Here is a 17962-nt window from a genome sequence, read left to right on the forward strand (position 1 = left end):
TCACCATGAAATCGAAAAACTACCCCGCCCTATACCGCATTGTTCATTGGGCCATTGCGGTGTCGTTCGTTTTGTTGCTGTTTACGATCTTTCTGCGGTTGACGTGGATGAACAAGTACAATGTGGCGACCATCATCCAGGACCAGCTTGCCAACACGGAGCAGCATGTTTCGGAGGATCAGGCCATCGCTTTGGCAAAAAAGATCCGGCAGCCGATGTGGGACTGGCATATCTACACAGGCTATGTGCTCGTAGGCTTGTTCGCGATCCGCTTCATGCTTCCGGCTTTCGGAAAGATGAAGTTCCAGAACCCGATGGAAAAAGCTCTATCCACAACGGAGAAATTCAAGAAGTGGACCTACCTCTTGTTCTACGGGTTCGTCGTTGTCTCTTTGATCACCGGGCTGCTTATTGTTTGGGGACCGAAGGAATGGAAAGGTTCACTGGAGGAGGTTCACGAACTCGGCGTTTACTACTTAGTGGCATTCATCACGATCCACTTAGCCGGTGTGTTGTGGGCCGAGTTCACGGACCAAAAGGGAATCGTTTCAAGAATAGTAAGTGGGTCTACAATTCCTCCTAAACCATGAACCCACTTGCTGTTAAACGTTACAAATAGATCATACGAACGCGTGATCCATCGCATCAAACCCAACAAAACATGAAAACCAATCACATCGGCCTCGACCCCAAGAAAGCAAAGAAGCTTAGTGAAAAGCTCAACGTGTTGCTTGCGGACTATTCCATTTTTTACCAGAATACCCGTGGCTTCCATTGGAATATCAAGGGTGAAAAATTCTTCGAACTTCACGTGAAATTCGAAGAGCTATACAACGACCTTCTACTGAAAGTGGACGAGGTTGCAGAGCGCATCCTTACGCTCGGATCCACACCGGAGCACACCTATTCCGCCTATGCCAAACTGGCCAGTATCAAAGAAAGTCCGAAGGTCAGTGACGGTATAAAGGCTGTGGAACACATCCTCGAGTCATTCAAAGAGCTGATCGTATTACAACGAGAGATCCTGGATCTGAGCAGCAAAGCGAACGACGAAGGCACCAACGCGCTGATGTCCGACTACATCCGCGAGCAAGAGAAATTGGTGTGGATGTACTCTTCATTCCTGAAGAACTAATTCACCGATCTACAGTCCAACAGCTGCTAACAACTTCTGAATTCTCAACCCGCTTATTTGATCCGCGTTGATCAACTCTTTCAGCGTGATCAGCGTTTCATTCGATCACCCATGCCCTCCCCAATCACACCACGCCAGATCGAGATCATCTCCGCCGCAGGGCAGCTGATCAGCGAGGACGGCTATGCACGTTTGACCACGAAGCGCTTGGCGGAGCGCATGCATTTTAGTGAAGCCGCGCTTTACCGGCACTTCAGCAGCAAGGAAGATATCCTGTTGAAGATGCTGCAACTGCTTACTGCTTCGGTACAGGAACGCATGGAGGAGGTGGCCAGCCAGGAAGATCAGCCGGACCTGCGACTGCGCGCGATGTTCGATAGCCACTTTACCTATTTCAAAGCGCATCCGGAATACCTGATGGCCATTTTCGCCACCAACTTCATGGAGTCCTCGCTGGTGATCGATACGGCGATAAAGAACTTGATGGAGGTAATGCGTGTTCATCTGCGCGCAGTTGTAAGTGCTGGCCAGATAGCAGGCACCTTCACTCAGAAGATACCCACTGACATGCTGGTGCAGATCGTCATGGGGACCTTCCGATTGCACATGTTGCAATGGCGTATGTCGGGTAAACGGACCGACGTGAAACGGGCCGGAAACAAGTTGATCGACACTATACTAACCTTGATCACTGCACGATGAGCAACGCACGAAATACTTCATGGATACGCTGGACATTGATCGCGGTGCTGCTGCTTTTCGGTGGCGTTACGTTGTTCCTGAGCAGCTCCATCTTGCTGGATCTCTTTGGTATGCGTGAGAAGGAAGGTAACTACGTCCAGTTCGTTGTGCTGGCGAATTTCTTCGCATCCATTCTCTACTTCGCTGCGGCTATCGGACTGCTCGCACACAAATGGTGGGCGCGCTATCCACTGTGGATGGCCAGTGTTGTGCTTCTTGTTACTTCTCTGGCCTTTGGCTGGTACATCTACCAAGGCGGTGTCCATGAACAACGAACGATCGTCGCAATGATCTTCCGTACACTACTCACTATCGTTTTTTACGCAACGGCCATTCGGGTCGGTCGCGCACATCAACCACAAACACGAACCATTTCAACAAACATACCAACATGAACTACAAATTTGCTATTACCACCGTTGCGCTCTCATTCTTCACTTTAGGCTGCACTGCACAGGATGGCCACGATCACGCCAAACATGAAAAGGCGGAAACAAAGGCAGTTGAGTCTGAACCAACCGTAACGCTTGATAACGGAAAGCGCTGGAAAGCCAACCCCGAGACCACATCGGGCATCGCGAACATGATCGTGCTTGTCGATAAGCAGATCGCAGAAAAGGGTGATGCCAAGGCAGCGAAAGCCTCTCTGGAAAAGGAGTTCGGATTGATCTTCGAGCGTTGCACCATGACCGGTGAAGCGCACAACCAACTGCACAATTACCTGATCCCGATCCACCAACAATTCAGTGGTTTTGACGCGGGAAATGCAAAGCAGTTGGCAGAGATGAAAACTTATCTCGGTACGTACGGCAACTACTTCGAGTAGTCCAGTGGAAATGAATTAGCAGGATGCATCGGTCGCCATACACACCACCTTCCTACCGCCGTTGGCTAAGTATGGTCGCGTTGCTGCTGACCCTTACGCCAGTGCATGCCCAAGTGATGTCGTTGCAACAATGCATCGATTCCGCGATGGTGAACGAGCGCCGTGTGTGTATGGCCGAGATCGATATGCAGATCGCCGATGAACGCACGGGTGAATTGCGCGGCGCGCTACTACCGAAGTTGCGTGGCATGGTGGACTACAAGTACTACACCGACCTGCCGTATCAGCTAATGCCGGCTTCTATTTTCGGAGGACCAGCTGGAACGTACCGCGATATCCAATTCGGTACGCCGCAGAACATTGCGGCCAACTTGGCGTTGCAAATTCCTTTGTACGATCCGGCATCGTTCAGTGCCGTGCAAGTGGGCAAGGAAGCTGCGGCCATGGCAGCGATCCAGCACGAACGCACCCGCGAAGATGTCGTAATGGAAGTAAGTGCCGTTTACTACAACGTGCAGATCCTCCAAAGCCGTTTGGCCTTTTTGGACAGCAACGTGGTGAATGCCGCAGCGCTGGTCAGGACATTGGAATTGCTGCACGAACAAGCGCTCGCACGCCGCACCGATGTGGATCGCATCGCACTACAGCTGGACCAACTCACCACGCAACGGACCCAAGTGCAAGGTCAATATGAACAGGTATTGGATGGCTTGAAAGTCTTGACCGGAATGCCTTTGGATGCATCACTTTCCGTGGACACCACAGCACCCGAAAAAAAAGAAATGACCAACACCGTTACGGGCACCACCACGCAACGGCGCATGGCCGATCAAGCCTTGCGTTTAAAGAACGCCGAATTACGCACCATGAAACGTGCGCGACTACCCGGGATCAGCGGCCAAGGCATGTACGGAACAACTGGTTTCGGACCGTTGGAAGCCGACGATCACTTCAACTTCTATCCCATCGGATACCTCGGTCTTCAACTGCAAGTACCGATCTTTCAAGGAACCATTCTGGCCCATCGCATCAAGTCCAAAAAGTTCGAACTGCAACGCACCGAATTGCAACGCGATGCACTGCTGGACAAGGAGAATGTGGAACGCCGCGGTGTACAACGGCAACTCACGATCGCTGAACAAGTGATCACGAACAACACCGCGCAATTGGCGCTGGCCGAACGTATCCGGCGGAGCACCATGGCGCAACACGCACAGGGTTTGGCCACCGTGCCAGATCTGATCCTCGCGGAACAAAGCGAACACGAAGCGCAGATGAACTATCTCAACGCACTGGTGAACCTGCGCAAAGCACAACTTGAACTGCAGCGCCTCAACGGTGTCCTGCTCAAAACCGAACAGCCATGAAACGCTACATCCCTTGGTTCGTGATTGCCGCTTTGCTGGCGTTGACCGTATGGAAATTGGCCGGCAACAAGCGCATCCAAGAAGAACGGGTGTACCGGTTCGATCGCAATACGCCTGTGCATGTAGTGGTGGATACCGTGCGCTCCATCGCACTATCCGAAGGCGTGCGTTATAGCGGAACGATCGAGGCTGTTAGCGAAGGAAAAGTGATGGCCGAAGTACCCGGGCGTGTGGTCGCAGTGCCGGTGCAGGAGGGACAGTGGGTGGAAAAGGGCAAGGTGATCGCACGCTTGGACGGCGATCTATTACGCAGGCAATTGAGCGCCGCACAAGTACAGGTGGATGGCTTGGAAAAAGACCAAGAACGCTACTCAATTTTGGCGGCGCAAGATGCCGTGCAAGGCGTTCAACTGGAGAAAACAGAACTCGCATTACAAGCCGCGAAGGTCCAACTAGGCACCTTGCAAGAACAAGTACAACGTACGGAGATCTCCGCGCCGATAGGTGGTTACATAGCACAACTTTTCGTGGACGTCGGTACGGTGTTGAACCCATCGATGCCCGTGGCCATGATCAGCGATGATCGCACATTGGAACTCGCGATCGCCGTACCCGGATCCGAGTTAGAGCGCTTCAGAAAAGATCAACACGTTGATGTGCTTGCATCCGGCAGTGGCATGCGCATCAAGGGCATCATCACCAGCGTAGGAAGCCGCGGCGACATGTCACATAATTTCCCCGTACGTATTGCGCTGAACGGTGCGGATACCAAGGGACTCAAGCCCGGTATGGCCGCCACTGTGCGCTCCGTTCCTGCCGATGCTGCTACGGCACCGACCATCCCCGCAAAGGCGATCATCGGATCCTCGTTGGAACCCGAAGTGTACGTGTTACAGAACGGTCGTGCAATGCGCAAACGGATCACCACCGGTGCCGGAAACGCGGAACAAGTTGCAGTTGTCGATGGATTGAATGTGGGCGATATCGTCGTCACCAGCGGCTTCATCAATCTCAGTGACGGCGTATCCGTGAAGACCAAGTAACCTGAACATCGAATAGTAGAACGAACCGGCAAAATGACCATCACGGAGATCGCCATCAAACGCCCATCGCTGATCATTGTGATCTTCGGTGTACTGCTCTTGGGCGGCATTGTGGCCTATCGCGGTCTTGGTGTGGAGCTGATGCCCGATTTCAATCAGCCAGTGATCACCGTGCGCACCATGTATCCCGGCGCGGCACCGGAAGAAGTGGCGAACAGTGTTACACGTCCCGTTGAAGATGCGCTCAGTTCGCTGGAGCATGTGGATTACATCGCAAGCCGATCGTTGGCCAACGCGTCCATCATCATCGTCAACTTCAAGTACGGTGCGAACTTGGATCTGGCTATGCAGGATGCTCAACGCCAGATCGACAACATCCGAAAAGATCTACCCGAAGGACTGCAGCCACCGGTGATGTCGAAAGTTTCCCCGAATGACTTGCCCATCATCAGCGTAAGTGCGTTGAGCGATCTACCCGCACCAGAATTCTACCAACGCATGCAAGACGAACTCTTGCCGCGTTTCCAACAACTAAAAGGCGTGGCCGAGATCACTTTGCTCGGTGGTGAACAACGCGAGATCCAAGTAAAAGTCGATCAAGCAAAACTGGTGCATCACCGCGTTCCACTTCCGCAGGTAACCGAAGCCATTCTCCGCGCTGGCCGGGAGATCCCCGCTGGCGATGTGCGCACCGAACACGAGCGGACCACCGTGAAATTGGCAGGCAAGATCACCACGTTACCCGAGTTGGCGAACGTTGTGGTAGCGCAACCCGCGCCAGGTTCCGTAGTGCGTGTTAAAGATGTCGCAACCGTCGTTGATGGCATTGCAGAGATCAGTTCCGTGAGCCGGTACAATGGCGAAAGCGGTATCGGTCTATTGATCAAGAAGCAGGGCGATGCCAACGCAGTGGAAGTGAGCCGCGCCTTGCGTGCAGAGTTCGCCCGGATCGAAAAGGAAGACCAGGGGCGAACAACACGCGCTTCATCCTCGCGGACGACAGCACCGACATCACCATCGAAGCCGTGAACGGTGTGCTCATAGACCTCGGATTGGCCGTGCTGCTCGTATCGTTCATCATGCTGCTCTTCTTGCACAGCCTGCGCAATTCGCTGATCATTCTGGTGGCGATACCCGCATCGTTGGTGAGTGCATTCGTGGCCATGGGCCTCTTCGGATACACCCTCAATTTGATGACGTTGCTCGCCATGTCGTTGATCATCGGCATCCTCGTGGACGACTCGATCGTAGTGCTGGAAAGCATCCAACGGTACCTCGACAAAGGGCACGACAAAGTCACCGCTGCTATCGAAGGCCGCGCAGAGATCGGCTTCAGTGCATTGTCCATCACACTGGTCGATGTCGTGGTGTTCCTCCCCATCATTTTCCTGCAAGTATTCGTCGCCGACCTGCTCAAACAATTCAGTGTGGTCGTGGTCGTCAGCACGTTGATGTCGCTGTTCGTCAGCTTCACATTAACGCCCTGGCTCGCCTCACGCTTGGGCAAGAAAGAAGATCTGAAACCCACGAATATCTACACGCGCAGTCTGATCCGTTTTGAACATTGGCTCGAAGGACTTACCAACTGGTACACCGGCGCGCTGCGTTGGGTGCTCAGCCACAAGCTCGCGTTCGTCGGCATATTGCTCGCACTTTTCGCGGGCACCGGGATCATGATGAAACAAGGCATCATGGGCAAAGAACTGATCGCCACGGGCGACCAAGGAAAGTTCCGTCTCGCGTTGGAATTCGACAAGAACACCGCGCTAAAAGAGAACAATCTGCGCTCCCTCGAAGTGGAACGTTTCCTGCTCGCGCAACACGAAGTAAATAGCGTATTCGCCAACGTTGGCGGCCCCAGCACCGGTATTGGTAGCATGGGTGTGGGCTCAGAGAACAAGACCGAACTCACCATCGCGCTCCTGCCCAAAGACCAGCGCAACGGCATCAGCACCGATGCGTACATGAAGCACGTGCGCCAAGCCTTGCAAGACAGTTTTCCGGCCATCGACTTCACCATGGCCGCCATCGGTTGATCCCACGCACAGCACCCGTTGAGATCACACTCAGCGGTGCCGATCACGCACTCGTTATGCACACCGCACAACTGCTGAAAGACACACTAATGGGCGTACCGGGCGCCAATAACGTGCGCCTAAGCATCGAAGCCGGAAGCCCCGAACTGCAAGTAGAATTGGATCGTGATCGCATGGCCATGTACGGCTTGAACACCGCCGCTGTCGGTGCCACCTTGCGCAATGCATTGGCCGGTAACGACGATGGCCTCTTGTACGAGAACGGCACCGAATATCCCATCCGCATTCGGCTGGATGATGTTGATCGTAGGAGCGCGGAGGACGTTGCGCGCACACGCTTCGTAACACCCGCCGGTCTGGCCGTACAGCTCGATCAATTCGCCACCGTAGTGCGCCGCGAACCACCGGCCATGGTAGAACGCATGGACCGCATGAACGCAGTAACCCTCACCGCCGATGCGCTCGGCAGAGGCAGTGGTACCGTGGCGGATGAAGTCGTGGCCTACGTAAAGCAGAACCCGTTGCCCGATGGCGTTTACATGGCCTGGGGCAGCGACATCAAACGGCAGAACGACAGCTTCGGCTCGTTGGGCGGCGCACTCCTCGCAAGCCTCATCCTCGTATACCTCATCATGGTTGCGCTCTACGACAGTTTCATCTATCCCTTCGTAGTCCTGTTCAGCATCGTCGTCGCCATCATCGGCGCATTCCTCGCGCTCAACCTCACCATGTCGACACTCAGCCTCTTCACGTTGCTCGGCATGATCATGCTGCTCGGCCTCGTCAGTAAGAACGCCATCCTCATCGTAGACCGCACCAACCAGCTCAAAGAACAAGGCATGCACTACCGCGATGCCCTCCTCGAAGCCGGCACCACACGCCTGCGCCCCATCCTCATGACAACAGTGGCCATGGTCTTCGGCATGCTACCCATCGCCCTCGCCACCGGCACCGCCGCGGAATGGAAAAACGGCCTCGCCTGGGCCCTCATCGGCGGCCTCACAAGCAGCATGTTCCTAACCGTATTCCTAGTACCTGTGGTTTACTATGCAGTGGATGCGGTGAAGGAGCGGTTCACGAAACCGAAAGTGGTAGAAGGAGAGATCGTTCTAACTGGTTCTTGAATATGGATTGGGGCGTGTCCCCGGCTCAAATGCAGCCGAGGTCGGGCTATGCGCTGTACTCCACTCCGCCAAGCGGCGGATGCGGGGTGCCGCTTCTATCCCTCACGCGGGTATCAGGTTTCGACTTATGTTCTGGGTTTGAATAAAAATTCAACCCAAAGGTGATTCGCACGAAAACTAATGCCCAAGATCATTTGCTCACATGCCGAACAGCAGCACTTCGCAAATGATCGATCTACCATGGTCTTGGCTGATCCGTCCTTTGATGTTGCGAGCTTGAGGGACTACCTTTGTAGTAAATCCACAGAACGATGAAACAGATCCGACTATATTCCTTTCTGCTGATGTTCGCATTCGGCATAACAGCTATCACTTCATGCACAAGTGAACCCAAGAAACCAGCTAAGGAGACTGTCATAAATACTGATGTTCCGGAAACAGTGCCAAAGCAGGATACTATGAAGGTCGCGATAAGCGGAAACGATCAGATGCAGTATGACATATCAGAAATTGATGTATTGGAAGGCCAAACAGTTGTGCTGACCTTGACCCATACTGGAAAAATGCCAGTTGATGCTATGGGACACAATTTTGTGCTCTTGGCCAAAGGGACGACCGTTTCCGTGTTTGCTGAAGAAGCACTTAAAGCCAAAGCGACCGATTACATACCGGAAGACCAAAGCAACGTGATAGCACATACAAAATTGGTCGGTGGCGGAGAAAGCACCACGATCACCTTTCAGGCTCCCGAAAAGGGCACGTATGATTTCATCTGTTCATTCCCTGGGCACTATTCAATGATGAAAGGGAAGTTCAACGTTGAATAAGTATTTGCCGTGTATAATATCCACAAGGAATCTCACAATGGCCTGGTGTGTGTGTAGCCAAATAAGCGAGTGCCAATGGACTGTAAAGCATCTCCGTTCCTTCATTCTCTTTATCGAACGAGGGATAGCAAAGGACTAATTTGTACATAGTATGGGTAATGTTGTAAGAAGGTCAAGGTCGATATGCCACAAGAGATTTTGAAACGGCAAATAAGGAATTAGCGACCCGGCCTGGTTCAAATATAGCGCGGTTCCGGGGCCGCTGTGAACGGATCCTCATATCCCGCAGCAGCGTTATTCACTCGCATATGAAGTTGGACAGCGACGAGTTCCAAGGTCTGGTATTGTGGATGCGCCCTTCGTATCCATCAACAAAGAGGATTGGACCACGGCGCAGCTCTTCACACTAGTTCATGATTTGGCGCATATCTGGATCCAACCAACCTTGGTCAGTAGCCAACTCAATACGTAGTTGAACAATTTCCAGAGTTAGTTCGTGATCATTTGACCATGCGCTAGCGCGTTAGGGATTGTAACGGAAAGCCTGCCTGTCCGGTAGGCAGGCCCGGAGCGAGGTACGAGTGAGGACTTGGAGCCCTTCGACTCCGCTCAGGGTAAATTCCAAGCCCGCCCCGGTTGTTCCCGCTGTTTCAAGCGGGAACAACCGGGGAACGCCCAAAACCAATAGAATGGATTGACTTTCTTTCTAACGCATTTTATAAACCCCTCCTTACGTGACTTTCGTCACATAACTCGAACGATCAGTTACGCGTTCCAATATCAATCGTACATTTGCGATGAACAATGAAGAGAACGCTTGAACAACAGGTACATGATGAGGATGCTGAGCAATTGGCGGTCTTCGCGAAGGCATTGGGGCATCCGACCCGCATAGCAATTCTGAATTATTTGGAAAAGCAGTCATGCTGCTACACCGGAGACCTGGTCGAAGTCATCCCGTTGGCGCAATCGACCATCTCTCAGCACTTGAAAGAGCTGAAGAATGCTGGACTTATTCAAGGTGAGCTGAACCCTCCTCGGATCAAGTACTGTGTGAACAAGGAAAATTGGAAGAAGGCTAAGACACTGTTCAATGTCTTCTTCGATCAACATATGGAACCATGAGCAAACACGTGAAGATCCTTGGTACAGGATGCCCCAAATGCAAACAGACCACTGCCATTGTAGAACAAGTGATCCAAGAGAACGGACTTGATGCTTCGGTCGAAAAGGTGGAAGACATCATGAAGATCATGGAGTACAATGTCATATCCACTCCTGTGCTTGTCATTGATGAACAGATATGCGTTAAAGGCAGGGTACCATCCAAGGCGGAGGTGCTTGATCTTTTGACCAGGACCACGGCCTAAGATGAGCAAGCGGAGAATCCTGATCCTCTGCACAGGCAATTCCTGTCGGAGCCAGATGGCCCATGGTTTCTTGAATGCGTTCGATCCTACGCTCGAAGTTGTTTCGGCCGGAACGGAGCCCGCAAAGGCGGTTCATTCCATGGCGATCGAGGTGATGAAGGCGTACAACATCGACATCAGCACGCACAGGCCGCGATCGGTAGATGACTATTTGGATCGTTCGTTCGACCACGTAATTACCGTGTGTGGCGGGGCCAAGGAGAGTTGTCCGATGTTTACTGGACAGGTGCGTAAGCGCACGCACATCGGTTTCGAAGATCCTGCGCATGCCACGGGAACAGTTGCAGAAATACGTGCCGAATTCGAGCGGATCCGGGATGAGATCCTTGTGGGTTTTTACGCTTATTACCGGAACGAGATCAAGTGATCGTGAGGGACTAGATGTTCGATTGGATCCAGAATATAGCGGACTATTTGGTCTTTGAACTTTTCGCATTGGAGCGAGGTGAGCACCTGGCCGAAGCGCTGAATTTCTTCATTTACGATTCGGTGAAGATCCTGATCCTGCTGTTCATAGTGATCTTTTTGATGGGGATCGTGAATAGTTATTTTCCGATCGAGAAGGTGAGAAATTTCCTTTCGCGCAACAAGCTCTACGGCGCGGAATACCTGATGGCAAGTATTTTCGGAGTGATCACGCCGTTCTGTTCGTGCTCTTCCGTTCCGCTCTTCATTGGCTTCGTCCGCGGCGGTATTCCGCTCGGCGTTACGTTTTCGTTTTTGATCACATCGCCACTGGTGAATGAGATCGCGATCGGTTTATTCATTGGTCTTTTCGGCGCAAAGACGACGATCATTTATGTGATCAGCGGAATTATTCTGGGTTCTGTTGGTGGATACATACTACAACGCTTGAAGCTGGAAGGCCTGCTTACTCCTTGGGTGAAAGAGGTGCTGGCATCTGCGCAACGGGACCAAGAAGTATTCCAAGCCGAGAATCAAACACTGATGCAGCGGTTGCCTGTTATTTGGGCAGAAGTGATGATGATCCTGAAAGGTGTAACCCCTTACGTGATCGTGGGCATTGCCATTGGCGGCCTTATGCATGGCTACATTCCAGAGGGATTCTTTGAGCAGTACATGGCCAAAGAAAACCTTTTCGCCGTGCCGATCGCGACCATTCTTGCGGTACCGATGTACAGCAATGCAGCTGGAATTCTACCCGTGGTACAAGTGCTGGTCGCCAAAGGAATTCCGCTGGGTACGGCCATCGCATTCATGATGGGTGTGGTCGGTCTTTCATTGCCCGAAGCGATGCTCCTTAAAAAGGTAATGACGGTGAAATTGATCGGGATCTTCTTTGGAGTGGTCACGCTTTGCATCATCATCTCTGGCTACGTATTCAACTTGATCTTGTAACCGCATGCTCAACTACACCATAACGGCGCACAGTGCAAAAGGAGGAGAAGCGCATGGAGTTGCAAATAACGGCGCGGTGCGATTCGATGCTTCCGTTAGTGGGCAGGACGGTTTACCGAACCCGACCGAATTGCTGTTGACCGCGTTGGCAGCCTGTATGCTGAAGAACGTAGAACGTTTTTCAGAGATCCTCAAATTCGATTACGAGACCGCTGATATTGAGATCTACGGTGTGCGCAACGACTCACCACCCTTCATCTCCGAGATCACCTACACACTCACAATAACCTCCGATATGGAAGAGCGGACAAAGGATCTGCTCCATCGGAACATTCTGAAATTCGGCACGATAACCAATACGCTTGCAAGATCAACTCAATTGAACGGAACGCTAAAAACAACCTACCAACAATGAACTACCTGAAGTTTACAACACTGGCTTTTTTACTGCTTGCTATAGCACCATTAAGCAGCAGCGCCCAAGACGCAACACCAAAGGATGTGAGCGTGATCCGTGCGAAGCTCATGCTCCGCAACGGCTCTACCATGATCGACGTGCGCGAGAAGGAAGAGGTAGCCGAAGTGGCATATGATGTGGAGAATGTGATCAATATCCCGCTTAGCCAATTGCAAGCGCGGATGAGCGAAGTACCCAAAGACAAACCCTTGGTGATCGCTTGCCAAAGTGGAAGTCGGAGCGAACAAGCGTCGATGATCCTCTTGGAAAATGGCTATACCGATCTGGTGAACATGGAGGGTGGCATGAATGCATGGCAAGAAAAGGGGCTAGAAGTGATCGCAGACGGAAAGTCGGATAAAAAAGCCTGTTGCGCAGACCCGAAAAGCAAGGACTGCAACCCCGATGGCACGTGTAAGCCCGGAGCAAAGGCCAAGGAAAAAGCTTGCTGTAGTGGAACAAAAAAGTAGAATAATTCAACACGTGAACAACCATGAGAGCGCTCATTTTTCTAGCCGCCGGACTCTTGTCCTTATCGGCCTGCACACAACCAGAAACGGCTAAAACGCCAGTGAATACGGCCACAACGAACACAGTGGAGTTGATCGATTTCTACGGCGCGCATCGCTGTGTAACCTGCGAAGCCATTGAGACCAACGCAAAGTATACCGTAGAACACTTTTTCAGTGAAGCCGTCAGCGCTGGAAAACTCAGTTTTAAAACGGTGAATGTGGATGAAGAAAAGAACTACGACATGGCCGAGAAATTCGAAGCCACGGGAACTGCCTTGTTCATCAACGTGATCAAGGACGGCACCGAGCATCACATCGACCTCACCGAATTCGCATTCGCGAAAGGGAAAGATAAGGAAGCCTTTTCCACGGAGTTGAAAGCGAAGTTGGAAGAACAACTCGGAATGTTGTGATCGAGTATTTGCAAGCCATATTGGACAACTATGAACTGCCGATACTTTCGGCATTCATTCTCGGACTGATGACCGCCATCAGCCCGTGTCCATTGGCAACAAACATCACGGCAACGGCCTTCATTGCTAAGAATATTCAAAGTAAGCCGAAGGTGTTGTTGAGCGGTCTGCTCTACTCGTTGGGCCGCGCATTCAGCTACACGGTCATCGGACTGATGCTGTATTTCGGGGCGAGCAAATTCCATGTTGCCCGGTTCTTTCAGCAGAACGGTGAGAAGTATCTCGGGCCGTTGCTCATCATTATCGGCTTGATGATGCTCAATGTGATCCGGTTGAAATTCCTTGAGGGTAGCAGCGTACAGGATCGTCTTGCGGAGCGGTTCAAGGACAAAGGGTTATTGGGTTCGTTCCTGCTCGGTGTGATCTTTGCACTGGCGTTCTGTCCATATAGCGGCGCGCTTTATTTCGGGGTCCTGATACCGATGACCATTTCAAGTACATCGGGGTTGTACTTGCCGGTGGTGTTCGCCATTGGAACAGGACTTCCGGTGATGGTCTTCACGTACTTATTGGCGTTCGCAGTTTCGCGGATCGGCGGCGTGTTCACCACAGTGAGCAAGTTCGAAAAAGTGATGCGCACTTCCGTGGGCGTGGTATTCATCGCGGTAGGGTTTTACTACGTGCTCCTTTTTGCTCGAACGTATTTCTGATCAATACAAGAGGCAAGGTTTATGGACCTATTTGGTTGAATAGCGACACTTGATAGAATAAGATCATAATGGGAAAATTTGAAAGGTATCTGAGCGTTTGGGTGTTCGCGTGCATTCTGGTGGGGATCGCGATCGGAAAATTTGCTGGGGATTCGATCCTGTTCTTAAGTACGTGGGAAATAGCATCCGTGAATGTACCTGTCGCCATTTTGGTATGGTTAATGATCTATCCCATGATGGTGCAGATCGATTTTTCGTCGATCAAGAATGTGTCCAGCAACTGGAAGGGTCTGGGCTTGACCGTTTTTATCAATTGGGTTGTAAAGCCGTTTACCATGGCCTTTTTTGCGTGGATCTTCTTCACGAAGATCTTTCAAGCGTGGCTGGATCCTGAACAAGCGCAGCAGTACCTTGCTGGTGCCATCTTACTAGGTGCCGCGCCCTGTACCGCAATGGTTTTCGTGTGGTCGTATTTGACCAAAGGCGATGCCAACTACACCTTGGTCCAGGTGTCCGTCAACGACCTGATCCTGTTGGTCGCATTCATTCCGATCGTCCGTTTCCTACTCGGCGTTACCGATATCCACATCCCGTATGATGTCCTGGTTTCATCAGTGATCATCTTCGTGGTGATCCCGTTAACAGCGGGTTACTTGAGCAATAAGTACCTCATCAAAAGCAAAGGGGAACAATGGTTCAAAGATGAATTCCTCACCCGACTCAAACCCGTTTCGATCGCCGCACTCCTGACCACGTTGGTATTGCTCTTCGCGTTCCAAGGAGACAAGATCGTCGACAAGCCGTTGGACATTTTACTGATCGCCGTTCCGCTGACCATCCAGACCTATTTCATTTTCTTTTTGACCTGGTTCATCGGTCGCTACTTGAGGCTGCAGCACAGCATCTGCGCACCATCTGCAATGATCGGCGCGAGCAACTTCTTTGAGCTGGCCGTAGCAGTTGCCATTTCATTATTTGGACTGAATTCCGGCGCATCATTAGCAACCGTAGTAGGGGTGTTGATCGAGGTCCCCGTTATGCTTTCGCTGGTTGCATTGGCGAATAGATGGAGGTATTAGGGGGTGAAGAAGCATGTAGGAACGGTCCATTGAACTGCCACCGCCATCGCAGTGCTAATTTCCGAGAGAACTAAGTTTCTGTTTCAGCGCCAGTGAAAGGTCTGTTTCATTGTGCGGAATTTCGATAGCATCTTGGCAGAAATGCAAGCCACTGTTGCCGATCCACTGCTCGTAGTCATAGTTCTTAATGGTAGTAAACGGTGTCCATTTGCCTTCGTTGGCTACTTGAAATTGGCCACATAGAATGTACAAGGTTTCGTTGTTCGGTTTTATAATATACTTGAACTGAACGTTTCTAAATGCGGTAGGCAGTGGCTTTTGATTCGCGTTAAAATCCTTAGCCGAAATGTCGATCACCGATCGGAGTAAATTTTCGATCGAGTCAGGCTCGAGTTTTAGCGACTCCTGCTCGGTTGCGCTGAGAGCCGTTGTTTGTTCTTCGCTTTCTGTTGGCGATCTACATGACGAGGTACACAGCGCAAAAGGCAATGCAGGTACCACTAGGATCAGGGGCCATGAACCTATTTTTTGTTTCCAATTCGATTGGTTTTTCATGCTGATAGTAGGTTGGTTGTTTTGTAGCGTGCTCTCGAATTTCTTGCCGCTAAAGTAGTGGTGTTGATCTGTCCAACGCTTCAAAATCCAGCACTTTTATGCTTCCTTTTGTCGGGATCATATGCTGCCAAACCCAGTTGTAATGTTCGACAATTCGCTTGGCATCGATATGCGGTTTATCACCGGTTGTGTGGCCATCTTTCACAACAGTTACTGAATAGTCTTTAGTCAATGCCGAGAGCACAGTTGCATTCACACAAAACTCAGTTGCAGATCCGGTTATGTAGAGTTCCTTGACCTTGAGCTTCTTTAGCGTTGCGTGTAGGGTTGAGCGGTAGAAGGCATCATTGGCTGTTTTATTGATCGAAATATCATTCGGACTAACTTCTAGTTCCGGGATGGTCTCCCATTCGGGTGTATTCGGGACAAACCGCTTCCATTTCGAACTGTCTTGTTGGATCAGTATCACAGGCGCATCGATCGCCCTGAATTGCGTGGAGAGTGAATTGATCCGTTCAAGAACTCCATCAGCATCAAGCTTGGGAGCGTCAGGCGTAAAGCAGCCGTTCTGCATATCAATGATCAATAAGGCTTTTTTGGGGTTCATGGGTAGATAGCCTTTATGCGTTCATGTTCCTTCTCTACCGTAGCTCGGCCTAATTGGCGGGTATACACTGATCAATTTTGTAGATGGTGTTGTGCTTTATCCCTTTAGCAGGGGTTTCCGTTGCAAAGGTCTGCATAATGCAGCATTATACAGTTGCCTGTTTCCTTGGGCCAAGTCATAGCAAGACATAATACAGAGTTACGGAACCTGTGTCGCGTTGGTCTGGGTTACGGCCTTCGTGTACGCGGACATGGATAGGTAACTGAGCCAGTTGTGATGGAAGCATTGTGCCAGGAGCTAGGTCTCATTCACCTTCACGATCATTATCAAAAAGACCAACACATACCCCATGCAGAGGTAGATGAAAAGGTCGCCGATGTTGGAGTAAACAGTGGTGGTGCCTTTCATTGGTAAAGTAGCGATCATCATTTTGTCGTTGGTGTCGAAGCTGCTCAGTTTGGCGACCATTTCTCCGTAGGGTGTTATTGCTGCGGAAAGGCCGAACCGTGTTGAGCGAATGACGGATTGCCCTTGTTCGACCGCCCTGAATGCGGCCATTTCTGTGTGTATCGGATCTATGCCCCGCCAGTCGGAAGAGGGTACGGCCACAATATCTGCCTTCAGTTTGCCGAAGCCTGCTGCCAAGTATGGAAAGTCATAATCATAGCAAATGGCACCACCGACCTGTGATCCGAACATATCAAACGTTTGCAACGCTTCCGTTCCTTTTAGTGCAGGTTCACCCGGGACAGGCTGATGTTTGTAATAGGTGTATGGAATTGCTCCGGAGGGATCTGCGATAACATACTTGTTCGCGTAACGGAATGGTTCCATCGAGGTCGGCATAACATAAGACCCAAACAGAAAGATCTGGTTCTCCAATGCAAGGGTTTTGATCGATCCCAACCATTGATCTTCATCATCCGGTAAAACAAAATTGGCAGCTTCGTTCCACACGACAATTTTGGCTCCAGAATTGGCAACAGCGGCAGTGCGCGTAAATAGCTGATCCGTTACTTTTTGCGCTTCGTCTTTACTAGGAAGTGGTAAGCCACTCACTTCAGAGTCGGTTCCAACAGCAGCGACCTTGACCGTTTCTTTACCGGTAGCTTTGTTCAGGTCCAGTCGAACTTCTCCGTAGATGACGGTGAGCGTCAGCAAAAGGAAAGGTGCGTACAACCTTCTTATTCCAGTTGAAGGATCGGTGATCACATCGGCCACGCTCACATTCACCCAATAGATCAGAAAACTAAGGCCGGGCATTCCGAAGAGTGATACTACCTGAATGATCGACGTGAATTCGCCTTGCGTATAGGCGGCCACGCCCCAGCTGGCAAAGGGAGTAAAGGTGTATTGCAGCCACTCCATGGTCGTAAGGACCGCGGGAAATACGAAGAACGCCCATTTCTTAGTACTGTACTTATTCCACAGAAGAAATGCGGGTAAATGGATCAACGCAATAGGCACAGAATACATGAAAACAAAGGCATAGAGCATCGGCGGTGTAATGATCTTTGCAACGACCAACGACCATCCAATGATCAGTGCCAGCAACAACCAAACCTGTGCCCGGAAACCATCGGTTCTTTTCAAATAAACAAGAAAGGGTGTGTACGCTATCCACGCGAAGTACCCGATATTGATGGTCATGTGGGTCAACGTTAGTAACACGATACCCGCAAGGAGGAAATACTTATTGTTCAGCTTTTTCAGCATGGATAGTCAGCTGTTGGGAGGAACC

Annotated in this window: 20 protein-coding genes and 1 pseudogene; 18 read left to right on the forward strand and 3 right to left on the reverse strand. The window is 51.1% G+C overall.

Going from position 1 to position 17962, the window contains the following annotated elements:
* Positions 1-5 precede the first annotated feature (5 nt).
* The 18 genes and pseudogenes from IPF95_10030 (at position 6) to arsB (ending at position 15059) form a co-directional block, all read left to right on the forward strand.
* On the forward strand, positions 6-590 hold the full coding sequence (locus IPF95_10030; protein ID MBK6475031.1) for a cytochrome b/b6 domain-containing protein: 585 nt from the start codon (positions 6-8) through the stop codon (positions 588-590).
* Positions 591-661: 71 nt separating this feature from the next.
* On the forward strand, positions 662-1135 hold the full coding sequence (locus IPF95_10035) for a DNA starvation/stationary phase protection protein (GenBank protein ID MBK6475032.1): 474 nt from the start codon (positions 662-664) through the stop codon (positions 1133-1135).
* Positions 1136-1246: 111 nt separating this feature from the next.
* Positions 1247-1837 (forward strand): TetR/AcrR family transcriptional regulator, encoded by a 591-nt coding sequence (locus IPF95_10040; GenBank protein ID MBK6475033.1) that lies wholly within the window; start codon positions 1247-1249, stop codon positions 1835-1837.
* Entirely contained in the window at positions 1834-2271 is a 438-nt protein-coding gene (locus IPF95_10045; GenBank protein MBK6475034.1) for a hypothetical protein, read from the forward strand. Before IPF95_10040 ends, IPF95_10045 begins: the two co-directional genes overlap by 4 nt.
* Entirely contained in the window at positions 2268-2702 is a 435-nt protein-coding gene (locus IPF95_10050) for a hypothetical protein (GenBank protein ID MBK6475035.1), read from the forward strand. The genes IPF95_10045 and IPF95_10050 overlap by 4 nt, the downstream gene beginning before the upstream one ends.
* Before the next feature lie 23 nt (positions 2703-2725).
* Complete coding sequence (locus tag IPF95_10055) at positions 2726-4069, forward strand: TolC family protein (GenBank protein ID MBK6475036.1); 1344 nt, start codon at positions 2726-2728, stop codon at positions 4067-4069.
* Positions 4066-5112, forward strand: a complete 1047-nt coding sequence (locus tag IPF95_10060) for an efflux RND transporter periplasmic adaptor subunit (GenBank protein ID MBK6475037.1) — start codon at positions 4066-4068, stop codon at positions 5110-5112. Before IPF95_10055 ends, IPF95_10060 begins: the two co-directional genes overlap by 4 nt.
* Before the next feature lie 33 nt (positions 5113-5145).
* Positions 5146-8272: pseudogene (locus tag IPF95_10065) on the forward strand (efflux RND transporter permease subunit).
* A gap of 311 nt (positions 8273-8583) precedes the next feature.
* Positions 8584-9099 (forward strand): azurin, encoded by a 516-nt coding sequence (gene azu / locus IPF95_10070; GenBank protein ID MBK6475038.1) that lies wholly within the window; start codon positions 8584-8586, stop codon positions 9097-9099.
* A gap of 804 nt (positions 9100-9903) precedes the next feature.
* The gene (locus IPF95_10075; protein ID MBK6475039.1) at positions 9904-10224 is read left to right on the forward strand and encodes a winged helix-turn-helix transcriptional regulator; all 321 of its coding nucleotides are present in this window, start codon (positions 9904-9906) and stop codon (positions 10222-10224) included.
* Positions 10221-10469 carry a TM0996/MTH895 family glutaredoxin-like protein gene (locus IPF95_10080; protein MBK6475040.1) on the forward strand — a complete coding sequence of 83 codons (249 nt, stop codon included), beginning with the start codon at positions 10221-10223 and terminating at the stop codon, positions 10467-10469. The genes IPF95_10075 and IPF95_10080 overlap by 4 nt, the downstream gene beginning before the upstream one ends.
* 1 nt (position 10470) lies before the next feature.
* On the forward strand, positions 10471-10896 hold the full coding sequence (locus IPF95_10085) for an arsenate reductase ArsC (GenBank protein MBK6475041.1): 426 nt from the start codon (positions 10471-10473) through the stop codon (positions 10894-10896).
* Between the two features lie 14 nt (positions 10897-10910).
* Positions 10911-11888 carry a permease gene (locus IPF95_10090; protein ID MBK6475042.1) on the forward strand — a complete coding sequence of 326 codons (978 nt, stop codon included), beginning with the start codon at positions 10911-10913 and terminating at the stop codon, positions 11886-11888.
* Positions 11889-11892: 4 nt separating this feature from the next.
* Positions 11893-12303: an OsmC family protein gene (locus tag IPF95_10095; GenBank protein MBK6475043.1), complete on the forward strand. Its 411-nt coding sequence runs from the start codon at positions 11893-11895 to the stop codon at positions 12301-12303.
* Entirely contained in the window at positions 12300-12815 is a 516-nt protein-coding gene (locus IPF95_10100) for a rhodanese-like domain-containing protein (GenBank protein ID MBK6475044.1), read from the forward strand. Before IPF95_10095 ends, IPF95_10100 begins: the two co-directional genes overlap by 4 nt.
* A gap of 23 nt (positions 12816-12838) precedes the next feature.
* A complete protein-coding gene (locus tag IPF95_10105) occupies positions 12839-13270 on the forward strand; it encodes a hypothetical protein (GenBank protein ID MBK6475045.1) in 432 nt (143 codons plus the stop codon).
* Positions 13270-13980 carry a sulfite exporter TauE/SafE family protein gene (locus tag IPF95_10110; protein MBK6475046.1) on the forward strand — a complete coding sequence of 237 codons (711 nt, stop codon included), beginning with the start codon at positions 13270-13272 and terminating at the stop codon, positions 13978-13980. The genes IPF95_10105 and IPF95_10110 overlap by 1 nt, the downstream gene beginning before the upstream one ends.
* Positions 13981-14048: 68 nt before the next feature.
* Complete coding sequence (gene arsB, locus IPF95_10115) at positions 14049-15059, forward strand: ACR3 family arsenite efflux transporter (protein ID MBK6475047.1); 1011 nt, start codon at positions 14049-14051, stop codon at positions 15057-15059.
* 54 nt (positions 15060-15113) lie between these two features.
* Here arsB and IPF95_10120 read toward each other — a convergent pair whose 3' ends face one another.
* From IPF95_10120 to IPF95_10130, 3 genes are all read right to left on the reverse strand, one after another.
* Entirely contained in the window at positions 15114-15698 is a 585-nt protein-coding gene (locus IPF95_10120; protein ID MBK6475048.1) for a hypothetical protein, read from the reverse strand.
* Complete coding sequence (locus tag IPF95_10125; GenBank protein ID MBK6475049.1) at positions 15664-16221, reverse strand: cysteine hydrolase; 558 nt, start codon at positions 16219-16221, stop codon at positions 15664-15666. Before IPF95_10125 ends, IPF95_10120 begins: the two co-directional genes overlap by 35 nt.
* A gap of 297 nt (positions 16222-16518) precedes the next feature.
* Positions 16519-17871 (reverse strand): hypothetical protein, encoded by a 1353-nt coding sequence (locus IPF95_10130; protein ID MBK6475050.1) that lies wholly within the window; start codon positions 17869-17871, stop codon positions 16519-16521.
* Between the last annotated feature and the right edge of the window lie 91 nt (positions 17872-17962).

It is taken from the genome of Flavobacteriales bacterium (genome assembly GCA_016704485.1).
GTDB lineage: Bacteria > Bacteroidota > Bacteroidia > Flavobacteriales_F > PHOS-HE28 > PHOS-HE28.